Raw genomic sequence first — 24,046 nt, forward strand, 5'->3', positions numbered from 1 at the left:
TGTGGTTGCCAAAATCACCGAGTAAGTTCTTTCTTGGTGTAAATAGGGGCCGCCTGGCGGCCCCTATTTGATGCTGGTGTCAGGCCTTTGGGCGTGTGCCGGCGTGCTCTCGGGATGCCGGGAGCGGGTAGAGGAGTGGGTAGAAGAGCGAATAGTTCTTTATTTTCACTTTTTTGCTGGATTTCCCGGATTTGGGGCAAAAGGCCCTTGCAATGCCCGGGGGGAATGGCTACTATCTGCGCCCTGCTTACGAGCAGTACCAACCGGGGCATTGTTCCCGGGCTTGTTTTGACACCACTGACCTATCCATAAGCGATTAGGTAAGTGGGCTTTTTGCCATATAAATATGGTTCGAAACAGTCTGGAGTTTGTTAGCTATGGCTAACCAAAGAATCCGCATCCGGCTCAAGGCCTTTGATCATCGTCTGATTGATCAGTCCGCCCAAGAGATCGTGGATACGGCCAAACGGACAGGCGCGCAAGTGACGGGTCCTATCCCGCTGCCGACGCGTAAAGAACGCTTTACAGTGCTGATCTCTCCGCACGTAAATAAAGACGCGCGAGATCAGTATGAGATCCGCACCCACAAGCGGCTGGTGGACATCGTCGAGCCTACGGATAAAACCGTGGATGCGCTGATGAAGCTGGATCTGGCTGCTGGTGTGGATGTGCAGATCAGCCTGGGTTAACAACGGGCGGGTATTACCGCGACAGGTTGTGAAGAGGTAAACAATGGCGATTGGTGTGATCGGTCGGAAATGTGGGATGACTCGGGTTTTCACTGAGGAAGGTATCAGTGTTCCCGTGACTGTCATCGAAGTGACCCCAAATCGGGTCTCCCAGCTCAAGGCCGAAGAATCAGATGGCTACCAGGCCGTGCAAGTTACGGTCGGTGAGCGCCGTGCCAGCCGCGTGACCAAGGCGCAAGCCGGTCATTTCGCGAAAGCTGGTGTAGAAGCGGGCCGTGGCGTTTGGGAATTCCGTGCTGAGGCTGGTGAGCTGCAGCCGGGTTCTGAAGTGACCGTCGAAGGGTTTGAAGCAGGTCAGATGATTGATGTGACCGGCACTTCCAAAGGTAAGGGTTTTGCTGGTGGCGTGAAGCGCTGGAACTTCAGCACCCAGGACATGACCCACGGTAACTCCTTGTCTCATCGTGCTCCGGGTTCCATTGGTCAAAACCAGACTCCGGGCCGCGTATTCAAAGGCAAGAAGATGGCTGGCCATATGGGTGCTGAGCGCGTCACTGTCCAGAATCTGGAAGTGGTTCGCGTAGATGCTGAAAAGAATCTGTTGCTGGTTAAAGGTGCGGTCCCCGGTGCTACCGGTGGTGATGTGATCGTGCGTCTGGCAGTGAAGGCGAAGGCCTGAAAGAGGAATAGAGGATGAATCTCAATACTGCCTCTGGAGGTACCGTTACCGTTTCCGAAGTCGCCTTCGGCAAGGACTTTAACGAGCCTCTGGTTCATCAGGTTGTGACTGCGTTTCTGGCTGGTGCCCGTCAGGGGACCAAGGCTCAGAAAAACCGCTCTGATGTGAGTGGTGGTGGCCGTAAGCCGTGGCGTCAAAAAGGGACTGGTCGTGCCCGTGCTGGTACGATTCGTAGCCCGATCTGGCGTGGCGGCGGCAAGACATTTGCTGCGGTACCGCGTGATCACTCTCAGAAAGTGAACCGTAAAATGTACCGTGGTGCGCTGCAGTGCATCATGTCTGAGCTGGTTCGCCAGGAGCGTCTGATTGTGGTGGATGAATTCACCGTAGACGAGCCGAAGACCAAGGCTGTAGCAGCCAAGCTGAAAGAGCTGGATCTGACTAACGTCCTGATCGTGACTGACAGCGTTGACGAGAACCTGTATCTGGGTTCGCGCAATCTGCCTAAAGTCGACGTGCGTGATGCTGACGGCGTTGATCCGGTGAGCCTGATTGCTTTCGAGAAGGTGCTCGTTACTGTGCCGGCTCTTAAGAAGCTTGAGGAGGCGCTGGCATGAACCAGGAACGTATTTTGAAAGTGCTGCGTGCTGCGCACGTTTCTGAGAAGGCAACAGTTCTTGCCGATCAGAATGGCACCTTCGTGTTTAAAGTGGCTAAAGATGCGAACAAGCTGGAAATCAAAAAGGCAGTTGAAGCCCTTTTTGAAGTGAAAGTGAAGGCTGTTCGTACCGCCAACATGAAAGGCAAGTCCAAATTCTTTGGTCGCGTAGCTGGTAAGCGCGCTGACTGGAAGAAGGCCTATGTTTCCCTTGAGGAAGGCCAGGACATTGACTTCCTGGGCGCAGAGTAAGGAAGGGAGTAAGGAATAATGGCGATTGTAAAGTGCAAGCCGACTTCTCCGGGCCGCCGCTTTGTAGTCAAGGTGGTCAACGAAGATCTGCATAAAGGTGCTCCCTACGCGCCGCTGTTGGAAGCCAAGAGCAAAAACGGTGGTCGTAACAACAATGGTCGTATCACCACTCGTCATAAAGGCGGTGGTCACAAGCAGAAATATCGCTTGGTCGACTTCCGTCGCAATAAGGACGGTGTTGTAGGCATTGTTGAGCGCCTGGAATACGATCCGAACCGTTCTGCGCACATTGCGCTGGTTAAGTACCTTGACGGTGAACGACGTTACATTTTGGCCCCCAAGGGCCTGCAAGCGGAAGACCGTATCCAGTCCGGCGAAGATGCGCCGATCAAGCTGGGTAACGCCTTGCCGCTGCGTAATATTCCGCTGGGTTCCACTGTCCACAATGTGGAAATGAAGCCTGGTAAAGGTGGTCAAATCGCTCGTTCTGCAGGGACATCCGTGCAGGTTCTGGCGAAAGACGGCCAGTACGTAACCCTGCGTCTTCGCTCCGGCGAAATGCGCAAGGTGCATGCTGACTGCAAGGCCACCATCGGTGCAGTATCCAACAGTGAGCATAGTTTGCGCTCACTGGGTAAAGCGGGTGCAACGCGCTGGCGGGGTGTTCGACCCACTGTTCGCGGTGCGGCGATGAACCCGGTCGACCATCCACATGGTGGTGGTGAAGGGCGCTCTTCTGGTGGCCGTCATCCGGTAACACCCTGGGGTGTTCCGACCAAGGGCTACAAGACCCGTACAAACAAGCGCACGACCAAAATGATTGTGCGTGACCGTCGTAAGTAAGGGATAAAGAGAGGTTCAGGCTGTGCCACGTTCACTGAAAAAAGGTCCTTTTGTGGATCACCACCTGCTAAGCAAGGTGGAAGATGCGGTGGAAGCCGGCTCCCGTAAGCCGATTAAAACCTGGTCCCGTCGCTCCATGATTGTTCCGGAGATGGTGGGTCTGACAATTGCTGTGCATAACGGCAAACAGCATGTACCGGTAATGGTTACCGAGCACATGGTGGGCCACAAGTTGGGCGAATTCGCCCTGACCCGCACCTACCGCGGGCATATCGTGGACAAAAAGGCTAAGCGATAAGGTGACAGCCATGGCTACTGAAGTTGCAGCCCGTCTGCGCGGCGCAAGAATTTCGGCTCAGAAAGCCCGCCTCGTAGCGGACCAGGTCCGAGGCCTGGAAGTCGAGAAGGCGCTGAATCTTCTGGAATTCAGCCCGAAGAAGGCGGCAAAAATCGTTAAGAAAGTGCTGGAGTCCGCGATTGCAAATGCGGAAAACAACGACGGCGCTGACGTTGATGAGCTGAAGGTGTCCACGATTTGCGTGGATGAAGGCATGACCATGAAGCGTATTCGTCCGCGCGCCAAAGGCCGCGCTGACCGAATCCTCAAGCGTACTTGCCACATTACTGTGAAAGTCTCAGAAGGTCAGGAGTAACCAGATGGGTCAGAAAGTTCATCCGGTCGGTATTCGCCTTGGCATTGTCAAAGAGCACAACTCGCTTTGGTATGCCGGACCGAAGTCTTACGCAGACTGCCTGGTTACCGACCTGCAGGTACGAGAGTTCCTGTTTAAGCGTTTGAAGAATGCGTCGGTGAGTCGTATCAAGATTGAGCGTCCGTCAGAGAACGTGCGCATCACTATTGCTACTGCTCGACCGGGCATCGTGATTGGTAAGAAAGGCGAAGATGTCGAACGCCTGCGCCGCGATGTGGCCGCCCAGATGGGTGTGCCAGTTCACATCAACATCGAGGAAGTGCGCAAGCCCGACCTGGATGCGCGTCTGGTAGGCGACAATGTCGCTGGTCAGCTGGAGCGCCGAGTGATGTTTCGTCGCGCCATGAAGCGTGCGGTTCAGAACGCCATGAAGTCCGGTGCTGAAGGTATCAGGATTCAGCTGTCCGGTCGTCTGGGTGGTGCAGAAATTGCGCGTACCGAATGGTACCGCGAAGGCCGAGTGCCTCTGCATACTTTGCGTGCCGACATCGATTACGCAAGCGTACGTGCTGAAACTACGTACGGCACTATCGGTATCAAGGTGTGGATCTTCCGTGGCGAAGTGCTTGGTGGCATGGAGCAGGTTCAGAAGGAAGAGCAGCAGAAGCAGTCCAAGGGCGCGAAGAAGCGCGGCCGCGGTTAAAGGGTAACGAACGATGTTGCAGCCGAAGCGTACCAAATTCCGGAAAGTGATGAAGGGCCGTAACCGCGGCCTGGCACAGCGGGGCAGCAAAGTGTCTTTTGGCACTATTGGACTGCAAGCTACCGGTCGTGGCCGTATTACTGCGCGCCAGATCGAAGCGGCCCGTCGTGCAATGACCCGCCACATCAAACGTGGTGGTAAGATTTGGATCCGGGTTTTCCCGGACAAGCCGATTACCAAGAAGCCTCTTGAAGTGCGGATGGGTAAAGGTAAGGGTTCTGTAGAGTATTGGGTAGCCCAGATTCAACCGGGCAAGATGCTTTACGAAATGGAAGGTGTGTCAGAAGACGTTGCGCGTGAAGCGTTCCGTCTGGCCGCGGCCAAGCTGCCGGTAAGCACCCGTGTCGTTACTCGGACGGTGATGTAAGCCATGAAAGCGAGCGAGCTGAAAGAAAAGAGTGTCGAAGAGCTGCAGCAGACGCAAATCGAGCTGCTTGAAGAACAATTCAAGCTGCGTATGAAGAGCGCGTCCGGTCAGATTTCTAAAACCCATGAGCTTGGGACGGTTCGCCGCAATATTGCGCGCGTTAAGACCATTCTGAGAGAGAAGCAGGGTAACTAGTCATGGCAGAGGCGAATACAATGCGCCGGACCGCTACCGGCAAAGTCATCTCTAATAAAGGTGACAAAACTATCACTGTGTTGGTAGAGCGCCGGGTCCAGCACCCGATTTACGGCAAGATTATCAAGCGTTCCACGAAACTGATGGCGCATGATGAAGAAAATACGTGTCGTGAAGGTGACTTGGTCACCATTGAGGAGTGCCGGCCGCTGTCCAAGCGCAAGACCTGGATGCTGGTAAACGTAGTTGAACAGGCGAACGAAGCCTGACGGACCGTTGCTGTGGCTGCCTGTAAAGGCAGAGTTGGAGAGATTTAGCGATGATTCAGACCGAAAGCATGCTCGAAGTCGCCGATAACAGCGGCGCCCGTCGGGTACAGTGCATCAAAGTGCTGGGCGGTTCTCACCGCCGCTATGCAGGCATTGGTGACATCATCAAGGTCACAGTGAAGGAAGCAATTCCGCGCGGCCGTGTAAAGAAAGGTGATGTAATGACCGCTGTGGTCGTGCGTACCCGTAAGGGTGTGCGTCGTCCAGACGGTTCACTGATTCGTTTCGACGAAAACGCCGCGGTGCTTTTGAACAACAATAAAGCACCGATCGGTACCCGGATCTTCGGCCCGGTAACGCGGGAGCTGCGTACCGAGCAGTTTATGAAGATCATCTCCCTGGCACCTGAAGTTCTGTAAAGGCGGGTGAAGGTAATGCTCAAGATTAAGCGTGATGACGAAGTCATCGTAATTGCGGGAAAGGACAAAGGTAAGCGTGGCTCTGTTCAGCAGGTTTTGGACAATGGCCGCCTCATCGTTGCTGGCGTCAACATGGTTAAGAAACATGTTAAAGCCAATCCTAACCGTGGTACTCAAGGCGGCATCGTAGAACAGGAAGCATCGCTAAACGCTTCCAACGTTGCCATCTGGAACCCCAAGACGCAGAAAGCGGATCGTGTGGGCTTCCGTTTTGAAGACGGCAACAAAGTGCGTTTCTTCAAGTCCAACGGCGAAACGCTGTAGGTTAGGTGACCCATGAGTGATCTGAAAAAGATTTATCAAAACGACATCGTGCCCAAGCTGAAAGAAGAGCTTGGCCTCGGTAATATCATGGAAGTGCCAAAGATCACCAAGATCACCCTGAATATGGGTGTTGGTGAAGCTTCCGCGGATCGTAAGGCGATGGATGGTGCCCTGGCGGACATGACTGCAATTTCTGGTCAGAAGCCCCTGGTAACCAACGCGCGCAAGTCTGTCGCAGGCTTCAAGATCCGTGAAGGTTGGCCGATTGGCTGTAAGGTAACCCTGCGTGGCGAGAGAATGTATGAATTCCTCGAGCGTCTGGTTTCTATCGCCATTCCGCGTATTCGCGACTTCCGTGGTCTGAATCCGAAATCCTTTGACGGCCGTGGTAATTATTCCATGGGGCTGCGCGAGCAGATCGTATTTCCGGAAATTGATTTCGATAAAGTCGACAAGCTGCGTGGTATGGACATCACCATTACCACCACAGCGAAAAGCGACGATCAAGCACGGGCGCTGCTGCGCGCCTTCAACTTCCCGCTGAAGGGCTAAGAGGATTTATCATGGCTAAAGAATCCATGAAAAACCGGGAAGCAAAACGCGCTAAGCTGGTTAAGCGTTTTGCCGCCAAGCGTGCAGCGCTTAAGGCGATTATCCAGGATCCCAATGCAGAACCTGAAGCGAAGTGGGATGCTCAGCTTCAGCTGCAAAAATTGCCGCGCGATTCTTCCCCGGTTCGTCAGCGTAATCGCTGTCGTATCACCGGTCGTCCGCACGGCTACTACCGCAAGTTCGGCCTGAGCCGGATCAAGCTGCGTGAAGCAGCGATGCGCGGTGATGTTCCCGGTCTGGTTAAAGCCAGCTGGTAAGCAAAGTTAAGCGGAGCGATTGCGGCATGAGCATGCAAGATACCATGGCGGATATGTTAACTCGTATCCGTAACGCCCAGATGGCCGAGAAAGTACAGGTCGAGATTCCTGCCTCCAAGGCAAAGGAAGCTGTAGCCAAAGTACTGAAGGAAGAGGGCTTCATTGCTGATTACAAGATCAGCGATGACAAGAAACCGGTAATGACGGTTGAGCTTAAGTATTTCGAAGGCAGCCCGGTGATTGACACTATCAAACGGGTAAGTCGTCCTGGTCTGCGGGTCTACAAGGCCGCGGGTGAGATTCCTAAGGTCAAAGGTGGCCTGGGTATCATGATCGTATCCACCAATCAGGGCATTATTTCTGACCGCGCAGCGCGCAAAGCCAATGTTGGTGGCGAGCTGATCTGCGAAGTGTCCTAACAGAAGTGGCGTAGACGGGTTAGGTGCAGCAATGTCTAGAGTAGCTAAAAGTCCGGTAAATCTGCCGAAGGGCGTCGAAGTCAAAGTCGACGGCCAGAAAGTCACCGTTAAAGGTGGCAAAGGCAGCCTGGAGCACGAAGTACACGAGCTGGTAGCCGTGTCCCTGGATGACGGTGTGGTATCTGTTAAGCCGCACGATGATTCCCAGAAGGCATGGGCGTTGGCAGGAACTTCGCGTGCTCTGCTGAATAACATGGTGACTGGCGTTGCCGAAGGGTTCGAGCGTAAGCTTCAGCTCCTCGGCGTGGGTTATCGCGCGCAGGCTCAGGGCAAGGTACTGAACCTGACCCTCGGTTTCTCCCATCCGGTAGCTTTCGAGTTGCCCGAAGGGATTACCGTTGAAACCCCGAGCCAGACCGAAATTGTCATTAAAGGCATTGATAAGCAGCTGGTTGGTCAGGTTGCTGCCAATGTTCGGGCCTTCCGTCCGCCTGAGCCCTACAAGGGCAAAGGGGTGCGCTATGCTGATGAGCAAGTGCGCCGTAAGGAAGCCAAGAAGAAATAATTGTCGAGATTGATGCCATGAAAGACAAAAAAGTTTCACGTCTACGCAGGGCCAAGCGCACTCGCCTGAAGATTCGCGAGTTGGGCGAAGTTCGCCTTTGCGTACATCGTACCCCGCGTCATATTTATGCGCAGGTGATCTCTGTCGCTGGTGACCAGGTGCTGGCATCTGCAAGCACGGTCGAAAAAGACCTGCGTGCAGACGCGACGGGCAATGCTGACGCAGCGGTTAAAGTTGGCCAGCTGATTGCTCAGCGTGCCAAGGAAGCGGGCATTGAGCGCGTAGCCTTTGACCGTTCTGGTTTCAAATATCACGGCCGTGTTAAAGCGCTGGCGGATGCCGCGCGTGAAAACGGTCTTGAATTCTAAGGGTGCTTGGTTATGGCGAAGGTTGATCCCAACGAAGGTCTGCAGGAAAAGCTGGTTCAGGTAAACCGGGTTGCTAAAGTTGTTAAAGGCGGCCGTATTTTCGGTTTTACCGCGTTGACCGTAGTGGGTGACGGCAAGGGTAAGGTCGGCTTTGGTCGTGGTAAGGCCCGTGAAGTGCCTGCCGCTATCCAGAAAGCCCTGGAAGCTGCCCGCCGCAACATGATTCAGGTGGAGCTGAATGGCACCACCATCCAGCACCCCATGAAGGCCCGTCACGGTGCCTCCAAGGTGTATATGCAGCCGGCCGATGACGGTACCGGTGTAATTGCCGGCGGTGCCATGCGCGCCGTGCTGGAAGTCGCAGGCGTTCAGAATGTACTGGCCAAGTGTTATGGCTCCACCAATCCGGTAAACGTGGTTCGGGCTACTTTCAATGGCCTGAAGTCCATGGCTTCTCCGGAGTCTGTGGCTGCCAAGCGTGGCAAGTCTGTCGAAGACATTCTGAACTAAGCGCAGATAACGGAATCGTTACGATGGCTGATAAGATCAAGGTAAAGCTGGTTAAGAGCATCAACGGCCGGCTGGAAAAGCATAGGGCCTCTGTGCGCGGTCTCGGTCTGCGCCGCATTGGCCACACTGTGGAAGTTGAAGATACCCCGGCAGTACGCGGCATGATCAACAAGGTCGCGTATCTGGTGCAGGTAGAGGGAGAATAAGTGATGCGTCTGAATGATCTGCATCCCGCTGAAGGTTCCCGTCCGGACGCCAAGCGCGTTGGTCGTGGTATCGGCTCCGGCCTGGGCAAGACCGGTGGTCGCGGCCACAAGGGTCAGAAGTCCCGTTCCGGCGGTACTGTGAAGCCCGGTTTCGAGGGTGGCCAAATGCCGCTGCAGCGTCGTGTGCCGAAGTTCGGTTTCACGTCCAAGCTGGCTATGGGCACCGCGGAAGTTCGCCTGGCCGAACTTGCCAAAGTTGACGGCGACGTGATTGACCTGGCCGCCCTCAAAGCAGCCAATGTTGTGCGTCGTGACATGAAGCGCGCCAAGATTGTTCTGCAGGGTGAAATCGACCGTGCAGTGACCATTCGCGGCGTAGCGATCAGCAAAGGCGCCCGTGAAGCGGTCGAAAAAGCTGGCGGTAAAGTCGAAGAATAAGGCAGCGCTTTATGGCGAAGAATCGCGCTCAGACACTGAATGGTGGTCCGCCCAAAGCTGACAGCAGCGCAATGCGTGAGCTGTGGCGGCGTATCGGTTTTCTGTTGGGCGCCCTGGTGGTGTTCCGGATCGGGGCACACATCCCGGTCCCGGGCATGAACCCGGAAGCGTTGCAACAGATGTTCAACAACAACCGGGACACCATTCTTGGCCTGTTCAACATGTTTTCCGGGGGTTCCCTGGAACGCATGAGTATTTTTGCGTTGGGCATCATGCCCTACATTACTGCCAGCATCGTGATTCAGCTGATGACAGCAGTGGTGCCCACCCTGGAGCAGCTCCGAAAGGAAGGCGAACAGGGTCGGCGCAAGATAACCCAGTACACCCGTTATCTGACGGTGGTTCTGGGTGGCATCCAGTCTTTCGGCATGGTGGCCGGACTGAACAGCCAGGGCATTACACTGTTGCCGGAAACGGCCAGCACTATGCAGGTTGCAAGCTTCTATTTTGTTGCTGTAACCACCTTGCTGACCGGTACCGTATTCCTGATGTGGTTGGGTGAGCAGATTACCGAGCGTGGTATCGGCAATGGCATTTCCATGCTGATCTTCGCTTCTATCGTGTCAGGCCTGCCTGGCGCCATTGCACAGACCTTTGAGTCTGCACGTACTGGTGACCTGAGTCTGATCATGATGTTGTTTGTGTTCCTGGTGGCCCTCGCCGTGATTTTCGGGGTGGTCTTCATGGAGCGTGGACAGCGCCGTATTACGGTGAATTATGCCCGTCGTCAGCAGGGACGTCGTGTGTACGCAGCGCAGCAGAGTCATCTGCCGCTGAAGGTGAACATGGCAGGTGTTATTCCGGCTATCTTTGCCAGCTCCATTTTGCTATTTCCGGCTTCACTGACCCAGTGGTTCAGTGATTCCAATCCGGATTCCTGGTGGGGCCAGGCACTGAGAAACGTGAGTGATGCTCTGCTGCCGGGTACGCCGCTATATATCTTGCTGTTTACCCTGGCAATCGTGTTCTTCTGCTACTTTTATACTGCGCTGGTGTTCAATCCGAAGGATGTCGCCGACAACCTGAAGAAATCCGGCGCTTATATTCCGGGTATTCGCCCGGGCGAGCAATCTGCTCGCTATATCGACACAGTGATGGGACGTTTGACCCTGATCGGTTCGGTATACATGACGCTGGTGTGCTTGCTGCCGCTGGGTCTGCAAGCAGTTGCCAACGTGCCTTTCTATCTGGGCGGCACCTCCCTGCTGATTGTAGTGGTGGTAGTGATGGACTTCTGGTCGCAGGTTAATTCGCACCTGACGTCCACCCAGTATGAGAAGTTGATGAAGAAATCCAACCTGAAAGGGTATGGTGGCACCGGTCTGGTGCGTTAACGAACGAGGCGAGTGCGATGAAAGTTCAGGCTTCTGTGAAGAAGATCTGCCGAAACTGCAAAGTGATCCGTCGTAAGGGTCGCGTCATGGTTATCTGCAGTGCCGAACCCCGGCACAAGCAGCGCCAGGGTTAAGGTTACGTCTTCTTTTAAGTGTTTGGTTGAAATTCAGTCGGCGTAGCGCTAGACTCTGCCGCCTTTCGGCGCCCTAGAGTCTGGCGCCACCCGTTTTGTGAATCGGAGATATTCGGATGGCCCGTATTGCAGGCGTTAACATCCCGGAAAATAAGCACACGGTGATTTCTCTCACCTACATCTTCGGGATCGGTCGTACCCGTGCAGCAGAAATCTGCACATCGGCCGGTATTGATCAGACCGCGAAAGTTCGTGATCTGAGCGGTGAACAACTTGACGTCATTCGTGGCGAAGTAGCCAAGTTGTCTACCGAAGGTGACCTGCGCCGGGAAATCACAATGAACATCAAGCGTCTGATGGACCTCGGTTGCTACCGTGGTATCCGTCATCGTCGCGGCTTGCCACTGCGTGGCCAGCGTACCAAGACCAATGCTCGGACTCGTAAAGGTCCGCGTAAACCGATTCGCAAATAAGCTGAAACGTCAGCGGCTGGATTTGGATAGGCATTATGGCTAAGTCAAAGAAAGATAGTGGCGCACGTCGTAAGAAGGTAACGCGTACCGTTGCAGACGGTATCGCCCACGTGCACGCATCCTTCAACAATACCATCATCACCATCACTGATCGTCAGGGCAATGCGTTGTCCTGGGCGACCTCCGGTGGCGCTGGTTTCCGTGGTTCCCGTAAGAGCACCCCGTTTGCTGCCCAGGTGGCTGCTGAAAACGCGGGCAATGCTGCCAAGGACTACGGTCTCAAAAATTTGGAAGTACGGGTAAAAGGCCCGGGCCCAGGTCGCGAATCTTCCATTCGTGCTCTGAATGGCTGTGGCTACAAGATTACCCATATTGAGGACGTTACGCCGATTCCGCATAACGGCTGTCGTCCGCCCAAAAAGCGTCGCGTGTAACGGGAGTTAAAGCAAGATGGCAAGATACATCGGTCCCAAGTGCAAGCTTTCCCGTCGTGAAGGCACCGATCTGTTCCTGAAGAGCGGTATCCGCCCTCTGGAATCCAAGTGTAAAGCCGAGCAGGCACCCGGTCAGGCAGCTGGCGCTAGCGGTCGTCGTCCGGCTCGTTTGTCAGATTATGGTGTGCAGCTCCGCGAGAAGCAGAAAGTTCGTCGTACCTATGGTGTGCTGGAAAAGCAGTTCCGTAGTTACTACAAGAAAGCGGCTTCCTCCAAGGGTGCAACTGGCGAAGTCCTGCTGCAGCTGCTTGAAGGTCGTCTGGATAACGTGGTTTACCGCATGGGCTTCGGCTCTACCCGCGCTGAAGCGCGTCAGTTGGTAAGTCATCGTGCGATTCTGGTCAACGGTCAGTCTGTCAACGTGGCTTCCTACCAGGTCAAGCCGGGTGACATCATCACCGTTCGCGAGAAGTCCAAAGCTCAGTTGCGCGTGAAAAACGCCATGGAGCTGGCTCAGCAGCGTGGCTTTATGCCTTGGCTCGAAGTTGACGAGAAAAAGCTGGAAGGTACCTACAAGGCGAAGCCTGAGCGTATCGACCTGCCTGCCGAGATCAACGAAAACCTGATCGTCGAGCTGTACTCCAAGTAAGGACTGCCTGAGGGATCTCTATGACCGCCGTGAACGACTTTCTCACGCCCCGCTCGATCGCGGTCAACGCGATCAATCAGAACCATGCAAAGGTGGTTCTGGAACCGCTGGAGCGTGGCTTTGGCCACACCCTGGGGACTGCGCTGCGTCGCATCCTGATCTCCAGTATGCCCGGCTGTGCGATCACCGAAGTGGAGATCGACGGGGTACAGCATGAATACTCCTCCATCGAAGGGGTTCAGGAAGATGTAATCAACATCATGCTGAACCTGAAGGGCGTTGCCCTGAAGATGGAAGATCGCGAAGAAGCAACTCTCGAACTGGTCAAGAAGGGCCCGGGTGTTGTTACCGCGAGCGATATCCAGCGTGATCACAGTGTTGAGATCGTCAACCCGGATCATCTGATTTGCACCATCACTGGCGACACCGAATTGCGTGTGAAGCTGAAGGTTCAGAAGGGTCGCGGTTATGTGGCCGCTGATGCTCGTCAGTCAGATGATGACGAAACCCGCGGTATTGGCCGTCTGCAGCTGGATGCCAGCTACAGCCCGGTTCGTCGTGTGGCTTACGTGGTTGAAGCCGCTCGTGTAGAGCAGCGTACTGACCTGGATAAACTGGTCATCGATCTGGAAACAGACGGTACCATCGATCCGGAAGAAGCGATTCGTCGTGCAGCAACAATTCTGCAGCAGCAGATCGCGGTGTTTGTAGACCTGGAACAGGATGCCAAGCCTGAGCCGAAGCAGGAGCGTGAGGAAATTGATCCTATCCTGCTGCGTCCGGTGGATGATCTTGAGCTGACTGTTCGCTCCGCTAACTGTCTGAAAGCGGAAAACATCTACTACATCGGTGATCTGGTACAGCGTACCGAGGTGGAGCTGCTGAAAACCCCTAACCTGGGTAAGAAGTCGCTGACCGAGATCAAAGATGTGTTGGCCTCCAAGGGCTTGTCACTGGGCATGCGTCTCGAGAACTGGCCTCCGGTCAGCCTCCGTGATGATGACCGGCTGAACACCAAATTGCGCTAATTAGTTGTTGTGGACGCTGTGAAGCGCCCCTGAACATAGGAACAGAATCATGCGTCATCGCAAAAGCGGCAGAAAACTGAATCGGAACAGCTCTCATCGTCAGGCTATGTTCCGTAACATGGCTGTGTCTCTGCTGGAGCACGAAGTGATCAAGACCACTCTGCCGAAAGCTAAAGAGCTGCGTCGTGTGGCTGAGCCGCTGATCACTCTTGCGAAGGAAGACTCGGTAGCGAACCGTCGTCTGGCTTTCGACCGTACCCGCTCCAAGGAAGTGGTCGGCAAGCTGTTCAATGACCTGGGTCCGCGTTACCAGAGCCGTCCTGGCGGTTACATCCGTATCCTCAAGATGGGTTTCCGTGCCGGTGACAATGCACCGATGGCCTATGTTGAGCTGGTTGACCGTCCTGAGCTGGCGGACGCTGACGAAGAGTAAGCGTCGAAGCTTCAAAAAAACCGGGCATCTTGCCCGGTTTTTTTATGTCTGTCGTAAGCCGGCGCACTTGTACTATGCTGTCAGGAGAGGCGGAGCAGATCTCAGGGGCAGGGCATATGGCAATCAACGGCTTTCATGCACACGTCTATTTCGATGAATCCACGTTTTCCCAGGCGGCAGCGCTGTGCCAGGCCGCCCACCAGCATTTCGATATTCCCATGGGGCACATGCACCGCAAGCCGGTGGGCCCACACCCGTGCTGGAGCTGCCAGCTGTCCATTCCGCGGCGCCTGGCCGGTGATGTGATCCCTTGGTTGATGGCCAGCCGTAACGGGCTGACCGTTTTTGTGCATGGGCTTAGCGGTGATGATCTACGTGATCACACTGAGTTAGTGATGTGGCTCGGTGAAAGCCTGCCGCTGGATCTGAGTATCTTCCAGTTTTCTGCCTGATTGCCTGACTCAACCCGCTAACTAACCCTGCGCTACTTTGTGCCCCCGGTACATCAAGCCCTTTCGCTGGCGCTGCACCGAGCGGCTCTCATCCTTTTCGTTTTGAGTGTTGCGGCTTTCCACCGGTTGGCCCCGATAGAGGCGAACTGATCCTTTGGCCGGTGGAGGCAATGGCGGGTCTTCGCCTTCCAGCTCCAGCAGCGCCAGGCGAATCTCTCCGTACAGCCGTTGCATACCCTGAGAGCGCGTGTGGCCAGCATAATGGGCCAGTTTCTGGCGCAGTGCCGGGTCGGTTAGCGAAAGGCTTTCGTCAAATTCAGCCCGAATCAAACGTCGACACTGATTAACCAGGTTGACGATGTTGTACTGCATCAACCAGCGATGGTCGGTGGTGGCGTCCATTTCATGTACTCCTCTGAATGGTTGCCCTGGGAAGCTGACGTTGGCTGAAACAAGGCCTCAGCCCAGATCTATCAAAGCAGAAAGCGTGCCATTGTCATGACCCGGTTTATGGGTGCCAGCGCCCCGCTGTGGAACAGGGCGCTGCTGTTGTGGTGCACGTGCGCTAAGGTAGTGCGGGACGCTTGCCATGCAGAAATTTCTGGCAGCTCGCGTAGAAGGAGATGGTGGCCGGCCAATCGGAAAAGACGCCGATAACACCCACGTCCCGTGCCAGCACATCCAGCAGTGTGAAGGTGTCGCCGTCATTATTGATGGCAGGTTGAATGCTCTGGTAGTACCAGCCGCCACCGTTGACCAATGGGCCGGAACGCTCCAGGGACCAGGCGATGATATCCAGGCCGGCAGCGCGGGCGGCCCGGGCGTAGGCGCTGGGCACAATGCGGTTGCTCCCATCGACGGTGACCAGCATCCACAGGGGCGGAGCGATAATGTTTACGCCATAACCGGCCAGGGTGTCCATGTCGGGTTGCCAGGTGCCGGGGTTCTGTGGGTCCAGGCCTTGGCTATCGCGACCATCCAGATATACGGCCTGTTGGCCATAGCGCGGGTGGTGGCCGATCCAGTAGCGCACGTCTTTCAGGTTGAAGGATTGGGGGAAAACATCTTGCGGTGGTGCGCCGGCTTGTCGATATTCCTCAATCAGTTGGTTGGCATAGTCTTGCTGGCGGTAGTCCCCTTCATAGGGCATGGATACTTGTGGCGCTTTCAGTTCGGGCGTCATCTTTACCCCGAGTTGCTGAAACAGGGCGATGCTCTCCCGGTGACTTAGCAGGGTGCCACTTTGGCTGTAGAGATCCGTGCGCCAGCCAGCCGTGCCCTTCAGGTATTCCTCCACGGTAGTGGCGCGGGGGTTGCTGCCATCCATCTTGCCCTTGAGCGTCTTGAACTGGGCCAGGGTGATATCGCTGGTACAGCAGCGGGCGCTGGCCGGGTTGCTGCCATCAAAGGGGGTAAAGGGCTCGCTGCACTGGCCGGCCAGGTCGGTGTCGAGAATGTTGGTGGAGGTGTGCAGGTCGCACTGGGAATGGCGACAGACCAGCTCGCGATCCTTGGTGAAGGTTGCATCGCATTCCACGATGCCGGCGCCCATGCGTGCAGCTGCCCGGTAAGATTCTTCGGTATGCTCGGGAAATTGCAGCGGGGCGCCGCGATGACCAATGGAGAAGTCGCTGGCCTGTTGCGGCCGTGGCTGGTTGGCGCAGTCCTGCAGGGCTTGCTTGAGTGGCCCTTCGTCCATGTCGGCAAGCAGGTAATAGGGGCGTGGCCCCAACTCAACACTGCTTTTACTTTTGCCTTTGGGGTCGTGGTTGGCGCAAGCCACTGTTGCCGTGCAGATGGCAACAGTGGCGATGAGTCCCTTCAATGCCCAGATCCGTTTCATGGTCAGCCTCCACAGTGAGTGATGAGGCTGAGTGTGTCCGCGCAGTGTGACAGTCAAGTGGGTAACACAGGTCGGCTGTGTGACAGTGCCGGGAAGTGTGTTGCCGTTCACGGTGTTGCTAGGCCAGCATGTTTTTCAGGAAGTGCCCCGTGTGACTGCCTTTTACCTTGGCCACTTCATCCGGCGTGCCCTCGGCAATGATCTCGCCGCCGCCGTCGCCACCTTCCGGTCCCAGGTCCACGATCCAGTCGGCAGTTTTGATCACATCGAGATTGTGCTCGATCACCACGACCGAGTTGCCGTGGTCCGCCAGTCGGTTGAGTACGTCCAGCAGCAGCTGGATATCGTGGAAATGCAGCCCGGTGGTGGGTTCGTCGAGGATGTAGAGGGTGTTGCCGGTATCCCGGCGGGACAGCTCTTTGGCGAGTTTCACCCGTTGGGCTTCGCCGCCGGACAGGGTGGTGGCGGCCTGGCCCAGTTTCACGTAACTCAAACCCACATCCATCAGGGTCTGCAGTTTACGAGCCAGTGAAGGCACTGCATCAAAGAATTCCCGGGCATCTTCGATGGTCATATCCAGTACCTCGAAGATGTTCTTGCCCTTATAGGTGATCTCCAGGGTCTCCCGGTTGTAGCGTTTGCCTTCGCAGACTTCGCAGGGCACATAAATATCCGGCAGGAAGTGCATTTCCACCTTGATCACGCCGTCGCCCTGACAGGCTTCACAGCGACCGCCTTTCACGTTGAAGCTGAAGCGGCCTGGTTTATAGCCGCGGGCGCGGGCTTCCTGGGTGCCGGCGAACAATTCGCGCACCGGGGTGAAGATGCCGGTGTAGGTAGCCGGGTTTGAGCGGGGGGTACGACCAATGGGGCTCTGGTCGATATCCACCACCTTGTCGAAGTGCTCCAGCCCCTCAATGGACTCATGGACGGCGGGAGTCAGCGTGGTGGCCTTGTTCAGTTTGGTGGCCGCCAGCGGGTACAGGGTGCTGTTGATCAGGGTGGACTTGCCGGAGCCGGAGACACCGGTGACGCAGGTGAACAGCCCCACCGGGATATTCAACGGGTGGCCCTTGAGGTTGTTGCCGGTGGCGCCGTGCAGGGTCAGCCATTTGTCGTCCTGATTCTGTCGCCGTTGCGAGGGGATGGCGATCTGTTTGCGCCCGGACAGGTAGTCGCCGGTGAGAGAGTCCGGGTTGTCGGATACGTCCTGGGCGCTGCCCTGGGCGACGACACGGCCACCATGGACGCCGGCACCGGGGCCAATATCAATCACGTGGTCGGCCAGGCGGATGGCTTCCTCGTCATGCTCCACCACCAGCACGGTATTACCCAGGTCACGCAGGCGAGTGAGAGTGCTGAGGAGGCGCTCGTTGTCGCGCTGGTGCAGACCAATGGAGGGTTCGTCCAGCACGTACATGACGCCGACCAGGCCGGCACCAATCTGACTGGCCAGACGAATACGCTGGGCCTCGCCGCCGGACAGGGTTTCGGCGCTGCGCTCCAGGGTCAGGTATTCCAGCCCCACGTTGACCAGAAACTGCAGGCGGTCGCGGATTTCCTTGAGAATCTTGTCGGCGATTTCGCCCTTGCTGCCGGGCAGGTTCAGGTCGCTGAAATAGCCGTGGGCCTTGCCCACCGCCAGTCGTACCACTTCCGGCAGGGTGGTTTCTTCGATGAACACATGACGGGCCGCCTCGCGCAGTCGCGAGCCATTACAGCTGGGGCAGCTGGAGGTGGACATGTAGCCGAGCAGGTCTTCGCGCACCGCATCGGATTCGGTTTCCCGGTAGCGCCGCTCCATATTGGGGATGATGCCCTCGAACGGGTGGTTGCGCTTGATGATGTCGCCGCGGTCGTTGAGGTAACGGAATTCGATGCTTTCCTTGCCGGTGCCGTGAAGGACTTTCTTGCGGATGTCCTTGGGCAGTTCCTTGAGTGCCACGTCCATATCGAAGCCGAGGCTTTGTGACAGGGAGTTAAGCATCTGGAAGTAGTAGACGTTGCGGCGGTCCCAGCCGCGAATGGCACCTTCCGACAGGGACAGCTCGTCGGAATTGATCACCTTGTCCTCGTCGAAGAACTGCTTCATGCCCAAACCATCACAGCTGGGGCAGGCGCCGGCCGGGTTGTTGAAGGAGAACAGTCGCGGTTCCAGTTCGGGAATCGAATAGCCGCAGTGCGGGCAGGCAAACTTGGCGGAGAAGGTCACTTCCTCGCCGTCGCCGTCCATGGGGGCAATGATGGCGATGTCATCGGCCAGATTAAGAGCGGTTTCGAAGGATTCCGCCAGCCGGTTCTGCAGGTCGTCACGGACCTTGAAGCGGTCCACTACCACTTCAATAGTGTGCTTCTTGTTCTTGTCCAGATCCGGGGTGTCATCCATGTCGTAGATGCGCCCGTCGATGCGTGCACGGATAAAGCCCTGGGCACGCAGCTCCTCGAACAGGTGCAGATGTTCGCCTTTCTTTTCGCGGATCACTGGCGCCAGCAGCATCAGTTTGCTGCCGTCTTCCATGGCCAGCACCTGATCCACCATCTGGCTGATGGTCTGGGCGGCCAGCGGGGCTTCATGCTCCGGGCAGCGGGGCTCGCCCACCCGGGCGAACAGCAGGCGCAGATAGTCGTAGATTTCGGTGATGGTACCGACGGTGGATCGCGGGTTATGACTGGTGGATTTCTGCTCGATGGAGATAGCCGGGCTGAGCCCTTCGATGTGGTCCACATCGGGTTTTTCCATCATCGACAGGAACTGGCGGGCATAGGTGGAGAGGGATTCCACATAGCGGCGCTGGCCTTCTGCGTAGAGCGTGTCAAAGGCCAGTGAGGATTTCCCTGAACCGGACAGACCGGTGATCACCACCAGCTTGTCCCGGGGAATATCCAGGTCCACGTTCTTCAGGTTATGAGTCCGTGCACCGCGAACCAGTATGGTATCCATCAACTACCCCTGACTACTGTCAAAATGAACAGGGCAGTATAGGCGAATTCGTGTGAAGGGCAAAAGAATGTGGTCGCTGACCGCAACACGCACCTTGCTGCCCGCAAGGCGTGCAGCAAGGTGCGTGTTGTATGAAACGTTGCTAGAGGTTTTCCTGTGCCCAGTTCACCGCTTGCAGGCGATTGGACGCATTGATTTTCTTGAAGATGTTATAGATATGCGTCTTGATGGTGTGCGGGCTCAGATTCAGGCTGGTGGCGATTTCCGAGTTCTTGGCGCCGGTGGCCATCACTTTCAGCACTTCCACTTCCCGGTCGGTGAGGTTCACCTCGCTGCGGGAGAAGGTCTTGTTGAAGGTGCGGCTTTTCATCAGATAAGCCTGCAACACGGCGCGGGGGAACCACAACTCGCCGTCGAAAATGGCCTTGATGCCTTTGCTCAGCAGTGCCTGGGGGCAGTCATGCTGGAAGCCGCCGTTGACCATGGGCAGGCCAGCCAGTCGGGACAGGGAGTCGTCGCTGTCCACATTGAACAGGGCGATCAGAACGTCGTTGTCCACTTCCTGATCTGCTTCCAGGAGATGGGCGATGACCTCATTCACATCCACACTGTGGTAATCCACCAGAAACAGGTTCTGGTCAAATTCCCGCAGGGTCTCCACTGAGATGGTCTCAACTGAGGGAATGCTCTTGGTAGCCACTTCTTCCTTGACGAGAAATTCGGTGAGCAGGGCGTTTTGCAGTTGCTGGCTGCCTACTACGTAAACTTGCTTAGTTTGTTGTGGGCTGTTCATCGATGCCGTCCATGATGTCTCAGGCGGAGCCTAAGAAAAAAAACTGATCAGCATGTGAATTTATCACCGCTTTGACCGGGGTTCAATTTACCATTGCCCGGTTTTACTGATTTCACGATTCCCGGGCCTCAAAGTGGGGCACTGTGTCCTGGTCCGGCCCCGTGGGGAATCTGATACACTGCCCGCCTTTTTGTAGCGGCCGTGACTTTCGGCCACCCGTTTTGGAGCAACAAGCGTTCATGTCGGCATCTTCCTCCCGTGTCCTACAGCGGACAGAGCTGAAAACCACCGGCTATCTGGCGACCATCTTTGCGCTGCGGATGTTCGGCCTGTTCATGATTTTGCCGATTTTCGCGGTCTACGGGCAATCGCTGGAAGGCGCGACACCGCTGCTGATCGGTACCGCCATCGGCGCCTACGGGCTGATGCAGGCCCTGCTGCAGATTCCATTTGGCATGCTTTCCGACCGTTTCGGCCGGCGACCGTTGTTGCTGATCGGCCTGCTGCTGTTTGTGGCGGGGGGGGTGGTGGCGGCCATGAGTGACCATATCCATGGTGTCATTGCCGGGCGTGCCCTGCAGGGCTCCGGCGCCATTGCCAGTGTGATCATGGCGCTGATCGGTGATGTGGTCAGTGAAAAGCATCGCACCCGGGCCATGGCGCTGATCGGCATGTCCGTGGGTGGTTCCTTTGTGCTGGCCCTGATTCTCGGCCCGTTACTGGCCAGCTGGCTCGGCCTGTCCGGCCTGTTCTGGATGACCTCGGTGATGGGCGTCTTTGCCTTGCTGGTGGCCCTGGTGGTACCGGCTCCCAGGGCATTGCAGGGGGAGGCCTTGCCCGTGGGCGTGCGCTTCCGTCGGGTGCTCGCCAATAAAACATTGCTGCGATTCGACCTGGGCATTTTTACCCTGCACCTGATCATGACCGCTTCTTTTGTGGTGGTGCCGGCCCTGCTCAGCGAACGGCTCGGGCTGGGGCTGCGCAGCCACAGCCTGATCTACCTGGGCGTGCTGGTGGCCGGGTTTGTGGCCATGGTGCCGCTGATTATCCGCGCCGAACGGCGTGGTGCGGTGCCGGTGAAGCGATTGGCTGTGGTATTGCTGGCGGTGTCACAGATCCTGTTGGCCCTGGCCGGTGCCGAGCTGTGGCACTTTGTGCTGGCGCTGCTGGTGTTTTTTGCGGCGTTCAACCTGCTTGAAGCCCTGCTGCCTTCGCTGGTGGGCCGGGCGGCGCCGGCGGGGACTCGGGGCACGGCCATGGGGGTATACTCCACCAGCCAGTTCCTGGGTGTCTTTGTCGGCGGGCAGCTGGGTGGGGCGTTGTACCAGTGGGTGGGCGCCGAGGCGGTGTTCTACGGTTGTGCGGTGCTGGCGGCGATTTGGCTGGTGGTGCTGACGGGGCTGCGGGAGCTGCCGAAACTCGATAACCGGGTGCTGATGCTGGCCCCGGGCCAAGACTGGCAGAAACTGGCCCGTGAGCTGCAGACGGTGCCCGGTGTGGTGGAAACCGTCATCGTCGAGGAGCAGGCCCTGGCTCTGCTCAAGGTCGATGCCGGGGAACTGGATGAGGCCCGGCTTGCGGGACTCGCCGGAGCCGGGCAAAGCTGACACAATGTTTGGCTTGATCTGACATGCATTTGAGAAACCGGTGATTTACCTGACAGGGCATTGCCGGCTACAACAGTACTGACCTAGAGAGTCACGGAGAGAAACATGGCGCGCGGCGTTAACAAGGTAATTCTGATTGGTAACCTGGGGGCAGACCCGGAAACCCGTTTCATGCCCAGCGGTGGCGCGGTCACCAATGTTCGTCTGGCTACCAGTGAAACCTGGAAGGACAAGCAGAGCGGGCAGATGCAGGAACGCACTGAATGGCACCGGGTGGTATTTTTCAACAAGCTGGGTGAAATTGCCGGTGAGTACCTGAAGAAGGGCTCCAAGGTCTATATCGAAGGCTCCATTCGTACCCGCAAGTGGCAGGGGCAGGATGGTCAGGATCGCTACACTACCGAAATCGTGGCCAACGAAATGCAGATGCTGGATGGCCGTGGTGACGGCGGCGGTGGCCAGGGTGGCGGCTATGCGCCTCAGGGTAACCAGGGTGGTTACCAGAACCAGAACGAGAATTACGGTGGCGGCAGTGCCGCGCCGCAGCAGAATCAGAACCAGAACCCCGGTCAGAATCAAAATCAGGGCGGCTTCAGTGGCCCGGCAGATGATTTTGACGACGATATCCCGTTCTGAGAACCGCCATGCCTCGTACTTTGACGCTGGCACTGGTCTTTATTGCCAGTCTGCTGGTCTTTTTGATTGTCAGCATGCCCGCTGCCGTGGTGGTGGAGCGAGTGCCCGCCGTGCGGCTGGGCGGCGCTGCGCTCACTCTGTCCGAACCTCGTGGCCGTTGGTGGCAGGGGCAGGCACGCTGGCGCTGGAAGCAACTGCAGGGCTCGCTGGACTGGACCCTGGACTGGCATGGCCTGGTGCCTGGCGCGCAACTGGCCTTGCGCAGTGATCAGGGCCAGCAGGCAAACCTGTCTGGCTGGGTCGGCGCAGACTGGGGTGACTGGCAGGTTGAGCAGGCGCGCTTGTCCCTGCCGGTGGCGTTGGTGGCGGAACATGTCCCCCAGGGCGGTGCCGATGGCCGCGTCGATGCGGTGCTGATGGCGCTGCAAATTGCCGATGATACTATCCAGCAACTACAGGGCACCCTGGATTACAGTGGTGGCCGGGTGACCTGGGGGAACAATGGCTCAGCCTTGGTGCCGGAATTACAAGGCCGTTTGAGCATGGAAGGTCCGGTGCCCACACTGCGGGTGGCTGATCCTGAGGGGGAGCGCCTGCTTCAGGCGCGAATCAGCGACGGTCGTTTCCATCTGGAAGTCATGCGCGCCTGGCCTTTGTTGCTGGGCGTCAGCCAGGGTGGCAGCCCGGATGATGTGGTATTCCAGATGTCCCAGCCATTCTCGCTGACGCGGGGGTAGCGACAGTCGGTACAGGTTTGCCTGGCTGGCTGGGCCGAGAACATGAAATAACTGTTCCGGTAACACTATATTGCAATAATTTGCCTTAAAATCCGGTATCTTCAGTCCGGCAATAACGATAAAGGAAGAGCGGACAGTTATGTCGCAGTGGGCAGCGTGGGGTCAGTATCAGCAGTGGAGCAAGCCGGTGCGCTGGTTAGTTGCCGTTTTGCTGGTGATTGCTTTGGCCTTTGTGCTGGCCCAGACCTTCTGGCTGTTGTGGTACGGACCCAACGAGCCGATCCCCTCCAACAGCAAGACCCGCCTGCAGGTCGCTTCCGCCGGGCAGACTGTGAGCCTGAGCCAATCCCAGGTGGACAGCTGGCAATTGTTCGGAAGCTTCGAGCAGGTAGCCCCCCAGTCTGACAAGCCCACTGACGCTCCGGAAACCCGCCTGCGTCTGGAACTACTTGGCGTGTTCCAGACCGCTGATACCGAAAAAGCGTCCGCCATCATTGCCGAAAAGGGCAAGGAAGGTGAGTTGTACCGTATCGGCGACAGTATCCCCGGTAATGCCAGCCTGGAAGAGGTGTACCCGGACCGGGTGATCCTGCGCCGGGCTGGACGCCTGGAAACCCTGCGCTGGTCGGACAGCTCCCTGGGCGGGGTCAGTCAGGTGTCCCGGCAGCCAGCGGTGGAACGTGAGCCCCAGCAATCGCAGATTGCGGAAGGTAGCGAGGAAGACATGCAGCGTCAACGCAAGGCCATTATTGGTCAGTTGGGGTTGCAGCCGGTGGCTCAGGGGGATAACCAGGGCTATCAGTTGGGCAAGCGGGCCCCCAAGCAGTTGATCAGTCAGGTCGGCTTGCAAAGCAGTGATGTCATCCTCTCGGTCAACGGCCATTCGCTGGGGACGGAGGAAGGTGATATGGCTGCGTTGCGCTCATTCCAGGAAACCCGGCAGGCCAGTATTGTGGTACAGCGGGGTAATCAGCAATTCACCGTGAATTATCCGCCATAGTGAGTG

General features: G+C 56.8%; 37 protein-coding genes. 33 read left to right on the forward strand and 4 right to left on the reverse strand.

All coding sequences use genetic code 11. From position 1 onward, the window contains the following. Positions 1 to 377 precede the first annotated feature (377 nt). From rpsJ to T9A_RS14835, 29 genes are all read left to right on the forward strand, one after another. A complete protein-coding gene (gene rpsJ / locus T9A_RS14695; RefSeq protein WP_022986497.1) occupies positions 378 to 689 on the forward strand; it encodes a 30S ribosomal protein S10 in 312 nt (103 codons plus the stop codon). 43 nt (positions 690 to 732) lie between these two features. After that, positions 733 to 1,368, forward strand: coding sequence for a 50S ribosomal protein L3 (gene rplC / locus T9A_RS14700; RefSeq protein WP_035249924.1), 636 nt, complete (start codon positions 733 to 735; stop codon positions 1,366 to 1,368). Positions 1,369 to 1,382: 14 nt separating this feature from the next. Beyond that, the gene (gene rplD, locus T9A_RS14705) at positions 1,383 to 1,985 is read left to right on the forward strand and encodes a 50S ribosomal protein L4 (protein ID WP_035249925.1); all 603 of its coding nucleotides are present in this window, start codon (positions 1,383 to 1,385) and stop codon (positions 1,983 to 1,985) included. Beyond that, positions 1,982 to 2,278 (forward strand): 50S ribosomal protein L23, encoded by a 297-nt coding sequence (gene rplW / locus T9A_RS14710; RefSeq protein ID WP_035249926.1) that lies wholly within the window; start codon positions 1,982 to 1,984, stop codon positions 2,276 to 2,278. The genes rplD and rplW overlap by 4 nt, the downstream gene beginning before the upstream one ends. An 18-nt stretch (positions 2,279 to 2,296) precedes the next feature. Then, a complete protein-coding gene (rplB, locus tag T9A_RS14715; RefSeq protein ID WP_035249927.1) occupies positions 2,297 to 3,121 on the forward strand; it encodes a 50S ribosomal protein L2 in 825 nt (274 codons plus the stop codon). Positions 3,122 to 3,143: 22 nt separating this feature from the next. Beyond that, positions 3,144 to 3,419, forward strand: a complete 276-nt coding sequence (gene rpsS / locus T9A_RS14720) for a 30S ribosomal protein S19 (protein ID WP_035249928.1) — start codon at positions 3,144 to 3,146, stop codon at positions 3,417 to 3,419. A 10-nt stretch (positions 3,420 to 3,429) separates the two neighbouring features. Further along, on the forward strand, positions 3,430 to 3,774 hold the full coding sequence (gene rplV, locus T9A_RS14725; RefSeq protein WP_035249929.1) for a 50S ribosomal protein L22: 345 nt from the start codon (positions 3,430 to 3,432) through the stop codon (positions 3,772 to 3,774). Between the two features lie 4 nt (positions 3,775 to 3,778). Beyond that, the gene (gene rpsC / locus T9A_RS14730; protein WP_035249930.1) at positions 3,779 to 4,477 is read left to right on the forward strand and encodes a 30S ribosomal protein S3; all 699 of its coding nucleotides are present in this window, start codon (positions 3,779 to 3,781) and stop codon (positions 4,475 to 4,477) included. Positions 4,478 to 4,490: 13 nt separating this feature from the next. Beyond that, a complete protein-coding gene (rplP, locus tag T9A_RS14735; RefSeq protein WP_035249931.1) occupies positions 4,491 to 4,904 on the forward strand; it encodes a 50S ribosomal protein L16 in 414 nt (137 codons plus the stop codon). A gap of 3 nt (positions 4,905 to 4,907) precedes the next feature. Then, positions 4,908 to 5,099 carry a 50S ribosomal protein L29 gene (gene rpmC, locus T9A_RS14740; protein ID WP_011587694.1) on the forward strand — a complete coding sequence of 64 codons (192 nt, stop codon included), beginning with the start codon at positions 4,908 to 4,910 and terminating at the stop codon, positions 5,097 to 5,099. A 2-nt stretch (positions 5,100 to 5,101) separates the two neighbouring features. Then, positions 5,102 to 5,368 (forward strand): 30S ribosomal protein S17, encoded by a 267-nt coding sequence (rpsQ, locus tag T9A_RS14745; protein ID WP_035249932.1) that lies wholly within the window; start codon positions 5,102 to 5,104, stop codon positions 5,366 to 5,368. 50 nt (positions 5,369 to 5,418) lie between these two features. After that, entirely contained in the window at positions 5,419 to 5,787 is a 369-nt protein-coding gene (gene rplN, locus T9A_RS14750) for a 50S ribosomal protein L14 (RefSeq protein WP_022986486.1), read from the forward strand. A 15-nt stretch (positions 5,788 to 5,802) separates the two neighbouring features. Next, positions 5,803 to 6,111: a 50S ribosomal protein L24 gene (gene rplX / locus T9A_RS14755; RefSeq protein ID WP_035249933.1), complete on the forward strand. Its 309-nt coding sequence runs from the start codon at positions 5,803 to 5,805 to the stop codon at positions 6,109 to 6,111. 12 nt (positions 6,112 to 6,123) lie between these two features. Then, complete coding sequence (gene rplE / locus T9A_RS14760) at positions 6,124 to 6,663, forward strand: 50S ribosomal protein L5 (RefSeq protein WP_035249934.1); 540 nt, start codon at positions 6,124 to 6,126, stop codon at positions 6,661 to 6,663. Between the two features lie 11 nt (positions 6,664 to 6,674). Continuing rightward, positions 6,675 to 6,980, forward strand: coding sequence for a 30S ribosomal protein S14 (gene rpsN / locus T9A_RS14765; RefSeq protein WP_035249935.1), 306 nt, complete (start codon positions 6,675 to 6,677; stop codon positions 6,978 to 6,980). Between the two features lie 26 nt (positions 6,981 to 7,006). Continuing rightward, positions 7,007 to 7,399 (forward strand): 30S ribosomal protein S8, encoded by a 393-nt coding sequence (rpsH, locus tag T9A_RS14770; protein WP_035249936.1) that lies wholly within the window; start codon positions 7,007 to 7,009, stop codon positions 7,397 to 7,399. A 31-nt stretch (positions 7,400 to 7,430) separates the two neighbouring features. Continuing rightward, the gene (rplF, locus tag T9A_RS14775) at positions 7,431 to 7,964 is read left to right on the forward strand and encodes a 50S ribosomal protein L6 (protein WP_035249937.1); all 534 of its coding nucleotides are present in this window, start codon (positions 7,431 to 7,433) and stop codon (positions 7,962 to 7,964) included. Between the two features lie 17 nt (positions 7,965 to 7,981). Next, complete coding sequence (gene rplR, locus T9A_RS14780; protein ID WP_035249939.1) at positions 7,982 to 8,332, forward strand: 50S ribosomal protein L18; 351 nt, start codon at positions 7,982 to 7,984, stop codon at positions 8,330 to 8,332. A 12-nt stretch (positions 8,333 to 8,344) separates the two neighbouring features. Further along, a complete protein-coding gene (rpsE, locus tag T9A_RS14785; RefSeq protein WP_035249941.1) occupies positions 8,345 to 8,842 on the forward strand; it encodes a 30S ribosomal protein S5 in 498 nt (165 codons plus the stop codon). A 23-nt stretch (positions 8,843 to 8,865) separates the two neighbouring features. After that, a complete protein-coding gene (rpmD, locus tag T9A_RS14790) occupies positions 8,866 to 9,048 on the forward strand; it encodes a 50S ribosomal protein L30 (protein WP_035249943.1) in 183 nt (60 codons plus the stop codon). A gap of 3 nt (positions 9,049 to 9,051) precedes the next feature. Further along, positions 9,052 to 9,486, forward strand: coding sequence for a 50S ribosomal protein L15 (rplO, locus tag T9A_RS14795; protein ID WP_035249946.1), 435 nt, complete (start codon positions 9,052 to 9,054; stop codon positions 9,484 to 9,486). A gap of 11 nt (positions 9,487 to 9,497) precedes the next feature. Next, positions 9,498 to 10,880 carry a preprotein translocase subunit SecY gene (secY, locus tag T9A_RS14800; protein ID WP_035249948.1) on the forward strand — a complete coding sequence of 461 codons (1,383 nt, stop codon included), beginning with the start codon at positions 9,498 to 9,500 and terminating at the stop codon, positions 10,878 to 10,880. Between the two features lie 17 nt (positions 10,881 to 10,897). Beyond that, complete coding sequence (gene rpmJ, locus T9A_RS14805; protein ID WP_008928865.1) at positions 10,898 to 11,014, forward strand: 50S ribosomal protein L36; 117 nt, start codon at positions 10,898 to 10,900, stop codon at positions 11,012 to 11,014. A 116-nt stretch (positions 11,015 to 11,130) separates the two neighbouring features. Further along, positions 11,131 to 11,487, forward strand: coding sequence for a 30S ribosomal protein S13 (gene rpsM / locus T9A_RS14810; protein WP_035249949.1), 357 nt, complete (start codon positions 11,131 to 11,133; stop codon positions 11,485 to 11,487). A 35-nt stretch (positions 11,488 to 11,522) separates the two neighbouring features. Continuing rightward, positions 11,523 to 11,921, forward strand: coding sequence for a 30S ribosomal protein S11 (rpsK, locus tag T9A_RS14815; protein WP_011587706.1), 399 nt, complete (start codon positions 11,523 to 11,525; stop codon positions 11,919 to 11,921). A gap of 16 nt (positions 11,922 to 11,937) precedes the next feature. Next, positions 11,938 to 12,570, forward strand: a complete 633-nt coding sequence (rpsD, locus tag T9A_RS14820; protein ID WP_035249952.1) for a 30S ribosomal protein S4 — start codon at positions 11,938 to 11,940, stop codon at positions 12,568 to 12,570. Positions 12,571 to 12,590: 20 nt separating this feature from the next. After that, positions 12,591 to 13,598 (forward strand): DNA-directed RNA polymerase subunit alpha, encoded by a 1,008-nt coding sequence (locus tag T9A_RS14825; RefSeq protein WP_035249954.1) that lies wholly within the window; start codon positions 12,591 to 12,593, stop codon positions 13,596 to 13,598. Between the two features lie 49 nt (positions 13,599 to 13,647). Next, on the forward strand, positions 13,648 to 14,031 hold the full coding sequence (gene rplQ, locus T9A_RS14830; protein WP_035249956.1) for a 50S ribosomal protein L17: 384 nt from the start codon (positions 13,648 to 13,650) through the stop codon (positions 14,029 to 14,031). A gap of 116 nt (positions 14,032 to 14,147) precedes the next feature. Beyond that, on the forward strand, positions 14,148 to 14,483 hold the full coding sequence (locus tag T9A_RS14835) for a DOPA 4,5-dioxygenase family protein (protein WP_035249958.1): 336 nt from the start codon (positions 14,148 to 14,150) through the stop codon (positions 14,481 to 14,483). 21 nt (positions 14,484 to 14,504) lie between these two features. On the opposite strand, the gene T9A_RS14840 is transcribed toward T9A_RS14835, so the two are convergent. From T9A_RS14840 to T9A_RS14855, 4 genes are all read right to left on the reverse strand, one after another. After that, entirely contained in the window at positions 14,505 to 14,885 is a 381-nt protein-coding gene (locus tag T9A_RS14840; RefSeq protein ID WP_035249960.1) for a hypothetical protein, read from the reverse strand. Between the two features lie 163 nt (positions 14,886 to 15,048). Continuing rightward, entirely contained in the window at positions 15,049 to 16,326 is a 1,278-nt protein-coding gene (locus T9A_RS14845; RefSeq protein ID WP_035249962.1) for a glycerophosphodiester phosphodiesterase family protein, read from the reverse strand. Between the two features lie 118 nt (positions 16,327 to 16,444). Next, complete coding sequence (gene uvrA, locus T9A_RS14850) at positions 16,445 to 19,267, reverse strand: excinuclease ABC subunit UvrA (protein WP_035249965.1); 2,823 nt, start codon at positions 19,265 to 19,267, stop codon at positions 16,445 to 16,447. Between the two features lie 142 nt (positions 19,268 to 19,409). Next, positions 19,410 to 20,060, reverse strand: coding sequence for a response regulator transcription factor (locus T9A_RS14855; protein ID WP_035249967.1), 651 nt, complete (start codon positions 20,058 to 20,060; stop codon positions 19,410 to 19,412). Between the two features lie 239 nt (positions 20,061 to 20,299). Between T9A_RS14855 and T9A_RS14860 the strand changes: the two genes are divergently transcribed. The 4 genes from T9A_RS14860 (at position 20,300) to gspC (ending at position 24,040) form a co-directional block, all read left to right on the forward strand. Next, positions 20,300 to 21,667 (forward strand): MFS transporter, encoded by a 1,368-nt coding sequence (locus T9A_RS14860; protein ID WP_035249970.1) that lies wholly within the window; start codon positions 20,300 to 20,302, stop codon positions 21,665 to 21,667. Positions 21,668 to 21,772: 105 nt separating this feature from the next. Beyond that, entirely contained in the window at positions 21,773 to 22,303 is a 531-nt protein-coding gene (gene ssb / locus T9A_RS14865) for a single-stranded DNA-binding protein (protein WP_035249972.1), read from the forward strand. Positions 22,304 to 22,311: 8 nt separating this feature from the next. After that, positions 22,312 to 23,040, forward strand: a complete 729-nt coding sequence (gspN, locus tag T9A_RS14870; RefSeq protein WP_035249974.1) for a type II secretion system protein N — start codon at positions 22,312 to 22,314, stop codon at positions 23,038 to 23,040. A gap of 139 nt (positions 23,041 to 23,179) precedes the next feature. After that, positions 23,180 to 24,040, forward strand: a complete 861-nt coding sequence (gspC, locus tag T9A_RS14875) for a type II secretion system protein GspC (RefSeq protein WP_035249975.1) — start codon at positions 23,180 to 23,182, stop codon at positions 24,038 to 24,040. The last annotated feature ends 6 nt before the right edge of the window (positions 24,041 to 24,046 follow it).

Source organism: Alcanivorax jadensis T9, from assembly GCF_000756655.1.
Classification (GTDB): domain Bacteria; phylum Pseudomonadota; class Gammaproteobacteria; order Pseudomonadales; family Alcanivoracaceae; genus Alcanivorax; species Alcanivorax jadensis.

Bases quoted from the DNA above. Each gene is read 5' to 3' on its own strand.
- rpsJ (WP_022986497.1), top strand. From the start codon at position 378: ATGGCTAACCAAAGAATCCGCATCCGGCTCAAGGCCTTTGATCATCGT.
- rplC (WP_035249924.1), top strand. From the start codon at position 733: ATGGCGATTGGTGTGATCGGTCGGAAATGTGGGATGACTCGGGTTTTC.
- rplD (WP_035249925.1), top strand. From the start codon at position 1,383: ATGAATCTCAATACTGCCTCTGGAGGTACCGTTACCGTTTCCGAAGTC.
- rplW (WP_035249926.1), top strand. From the start codon at position 1,982: ATGAACCAGGAACGTATTTTGAAAGTGCTGCGTGCTGCGCACGTTTCT.
- rplB (WP_035249927.1), top strand. From the start codon at position 2,297: ATGGCGATTGTAAAGTGCAAGCCGACTTCTCCGGGCCGCCGCTTTGTA.
- rplV (WP_035249929.1), top strand. From the start codon at position 3,430: ATGGCTACTGAAGTTGCAGCCCGTCTGCGCGGCGCAAGAATTTCGGCT.
- rpsC (WP_035249930.1), top strand. From the start codon at position 3,779: ATGGGTCAGAAAGTTCATCCGGTCGGTATTCGCCTTGGCATTGTCAAA.
- rplP (WP_035249931.1), top strand. From the start codon at position 4,491: ATGTTGCAGCCGAAGCGTACCAAATTCCGGAAAGTGATGAAGGGCCGT.
- rpmC (WP_011587694.1), top strand. From the start codon at position 4,908: ATGAAAGCGAGCGAGCTGAAAGAAAAGAGTGTCGAAGAGCTGCAGCAG.
- rpsQ (WP_035249932.1), top strand. From the start codon at position 5,102: ATGGCAGAGGCGAATACAATGCGCCGGACCGCTACCGGCAAAGTCATC.
- rplN (WP_022986486.1), top strand. From the start codon at position 5,419: ATGATTCAGACCGAAAGCATGCTCGAAGTCGCCGATAACAGCGGCGCC.
- rplX (WP_035249933.1), top strand. From the start codon at position 5,803: ATGCTCAAGATTAAGCGTGATGACGAAGTCATCGTAATTGCGGGAAAG.
- rplE (WP_035249934.1), top strand. From the start codon at position 6,124: ATGAGTGATCTGAAAAAGATTTATCAAAACGACATCGTGCCCAAGCTG.
- rpsN (WP_035249935.1), top strand. From the start codon at position 6,675: ATGGCTAAAGAATCCATGAAAAACCGGGAAGCAAAACGCGCTAAGCTG.
- rpsH (WP_035249936.1), top strand. From the start codon at position 7,007: ATGAGCATGCAAGATACCATGGCGGATATGTTAACTCGTATCCGTAAC.
- rplF (WP_035249937.1), top strand. From the start codon at position 7,431: ATGTCTAGAGTAGCTAAAAGTCCGGTAAATCTGCCGAAGGGCGTCGAA.
- rplR (WP_035249939.1), top strand. From the start codon at position 7,982: ATGAAAGACAAAAAAGTTTCACGTCTACGCAGGGCCAAGCGCACTCGC.
- rpsE (WP_035249941.1), top strand. From the start codon at position 8,345: ATGGCGAAGGTTGATCCCAACGAAGGTCTGCAGGAAAAGCTGGTTCAG.
- rpmD (WP_035249943.1), top strand. From the start codon at position 8,866: ATGGCTGATAAGATCAAGGTAAAGCTGGTTAAGAGCATCAACGGCCGG.
- rplO (WP_035249946.1), top strand. From the start codon at position 9,052: ATGCGTCTGAATGATCTGCATCCCGCTGAAGGTTCCCGTCCGGACGCC.
- secY (WP_035249948.1), top strand. From the start codon at position 9,498: ATGGCGAAGAATCGCGCTCAGACACTGAATGGTGGTCCGCCCAAAGCT.
- rpmJ (WP_008928865.1), top strand. From the start codon at position 10,898: ATGAAAGTTCAGGCTTCTGTGAAGAAGATCTGCCGAAACTGCAAAGTG.
- rpsM (WP_035249949.1), top strand. From the start codon at position 11,131: ATGGCCCGTATTGCAGGCGTTAACATCCCGGAAAATAAGCACACGGTG.
- rpsK (WP_011587706.1), top strand. From the start codon at position 11,523: ATGGCTAAGTCAAAGAAAGATAGTGGCGCACGTCGTAAGAAGGTAACG.
- rpsD (WP_035249952.1), top strand. From the start codon at position 11,938: ATGGCAAGATACATCGGTCCCAAGTGCAAGCTTTCCCGTCGTGAAGGC.
- T9A_RS14825 (WP_035249954.1), top strand. From the start codon at position 12,591: ATGACCGCCGTGAACGACTTTCTCACGCCCCGCTCGATCGCGGTCAAC.
- rplQ (WP_035249956.1), top strand. From the start codon at position 13,648: ATGCGTCATCGCAAAAGCGGCAGAAAACTGAATCGGAACAGCTCTCAT.
- T9A_RS14835 (WP_035249958.1), top strand. From the start codon at position 14,148: ATGGCAATCAACGGCTTTCATGCACACGTCTATTTCGATGAATCCACG.
- T9A_RS14840 (WP_035249960.1), bottom strand. From the start codon at position 14,885: ATGGACGCCACCACCGACCATCGCTGGTTGATGCAGTACAACATCGTC.
- T9A_RS14845 (WP_035249962.1), bottom strand. From the start codon at position 16,326: ATGAAACGGATCTGGGCATTGAAGGGACTCATCGCCACTGTTGCCATC.
- uvrA (WP_035249965.1), bottom strand. From the start codon at position 19,267: ATGGATACCATACTGGTTCGCGGTGCACGGACTCATAACCTGAAGAAC.
- T9A_RS14855 (WP_035249967.1), bottom strand. From the start codon at position 20,060: ATGAACAGCCCACAACAAACTAAGCAAGTTTACGTAGTAGGCAGCCAG.
- T9A_RS14860 (WP_035249970.1), top strand. From the start codon at position 20,300: ATGTCGGCATCTTCCTCCCGTGTCCTACAGCGGACAGAGCTGAAAACC.
- ssb (WP_035249972.1), top strand. From the start codon at position 21,773: ATGGCGCGCGGCGTTAACAAGGTAATTCTGATTGGTAACCTGGGGGCA.
- gspN (WP_035249974.1), top strand. From the start codon at position 22,312: ATGCCTCGTACTTTGACGCTGGCACTGGTCTTTATTGCCAGTCTGCTG.
- gspC (WP_035249975.1), top strand. From the start codon at position 23,180: ATGTCGCAGTGGGCAGCGTGGGGTCAGTATCAGCAGTGGAGCAAGCCG.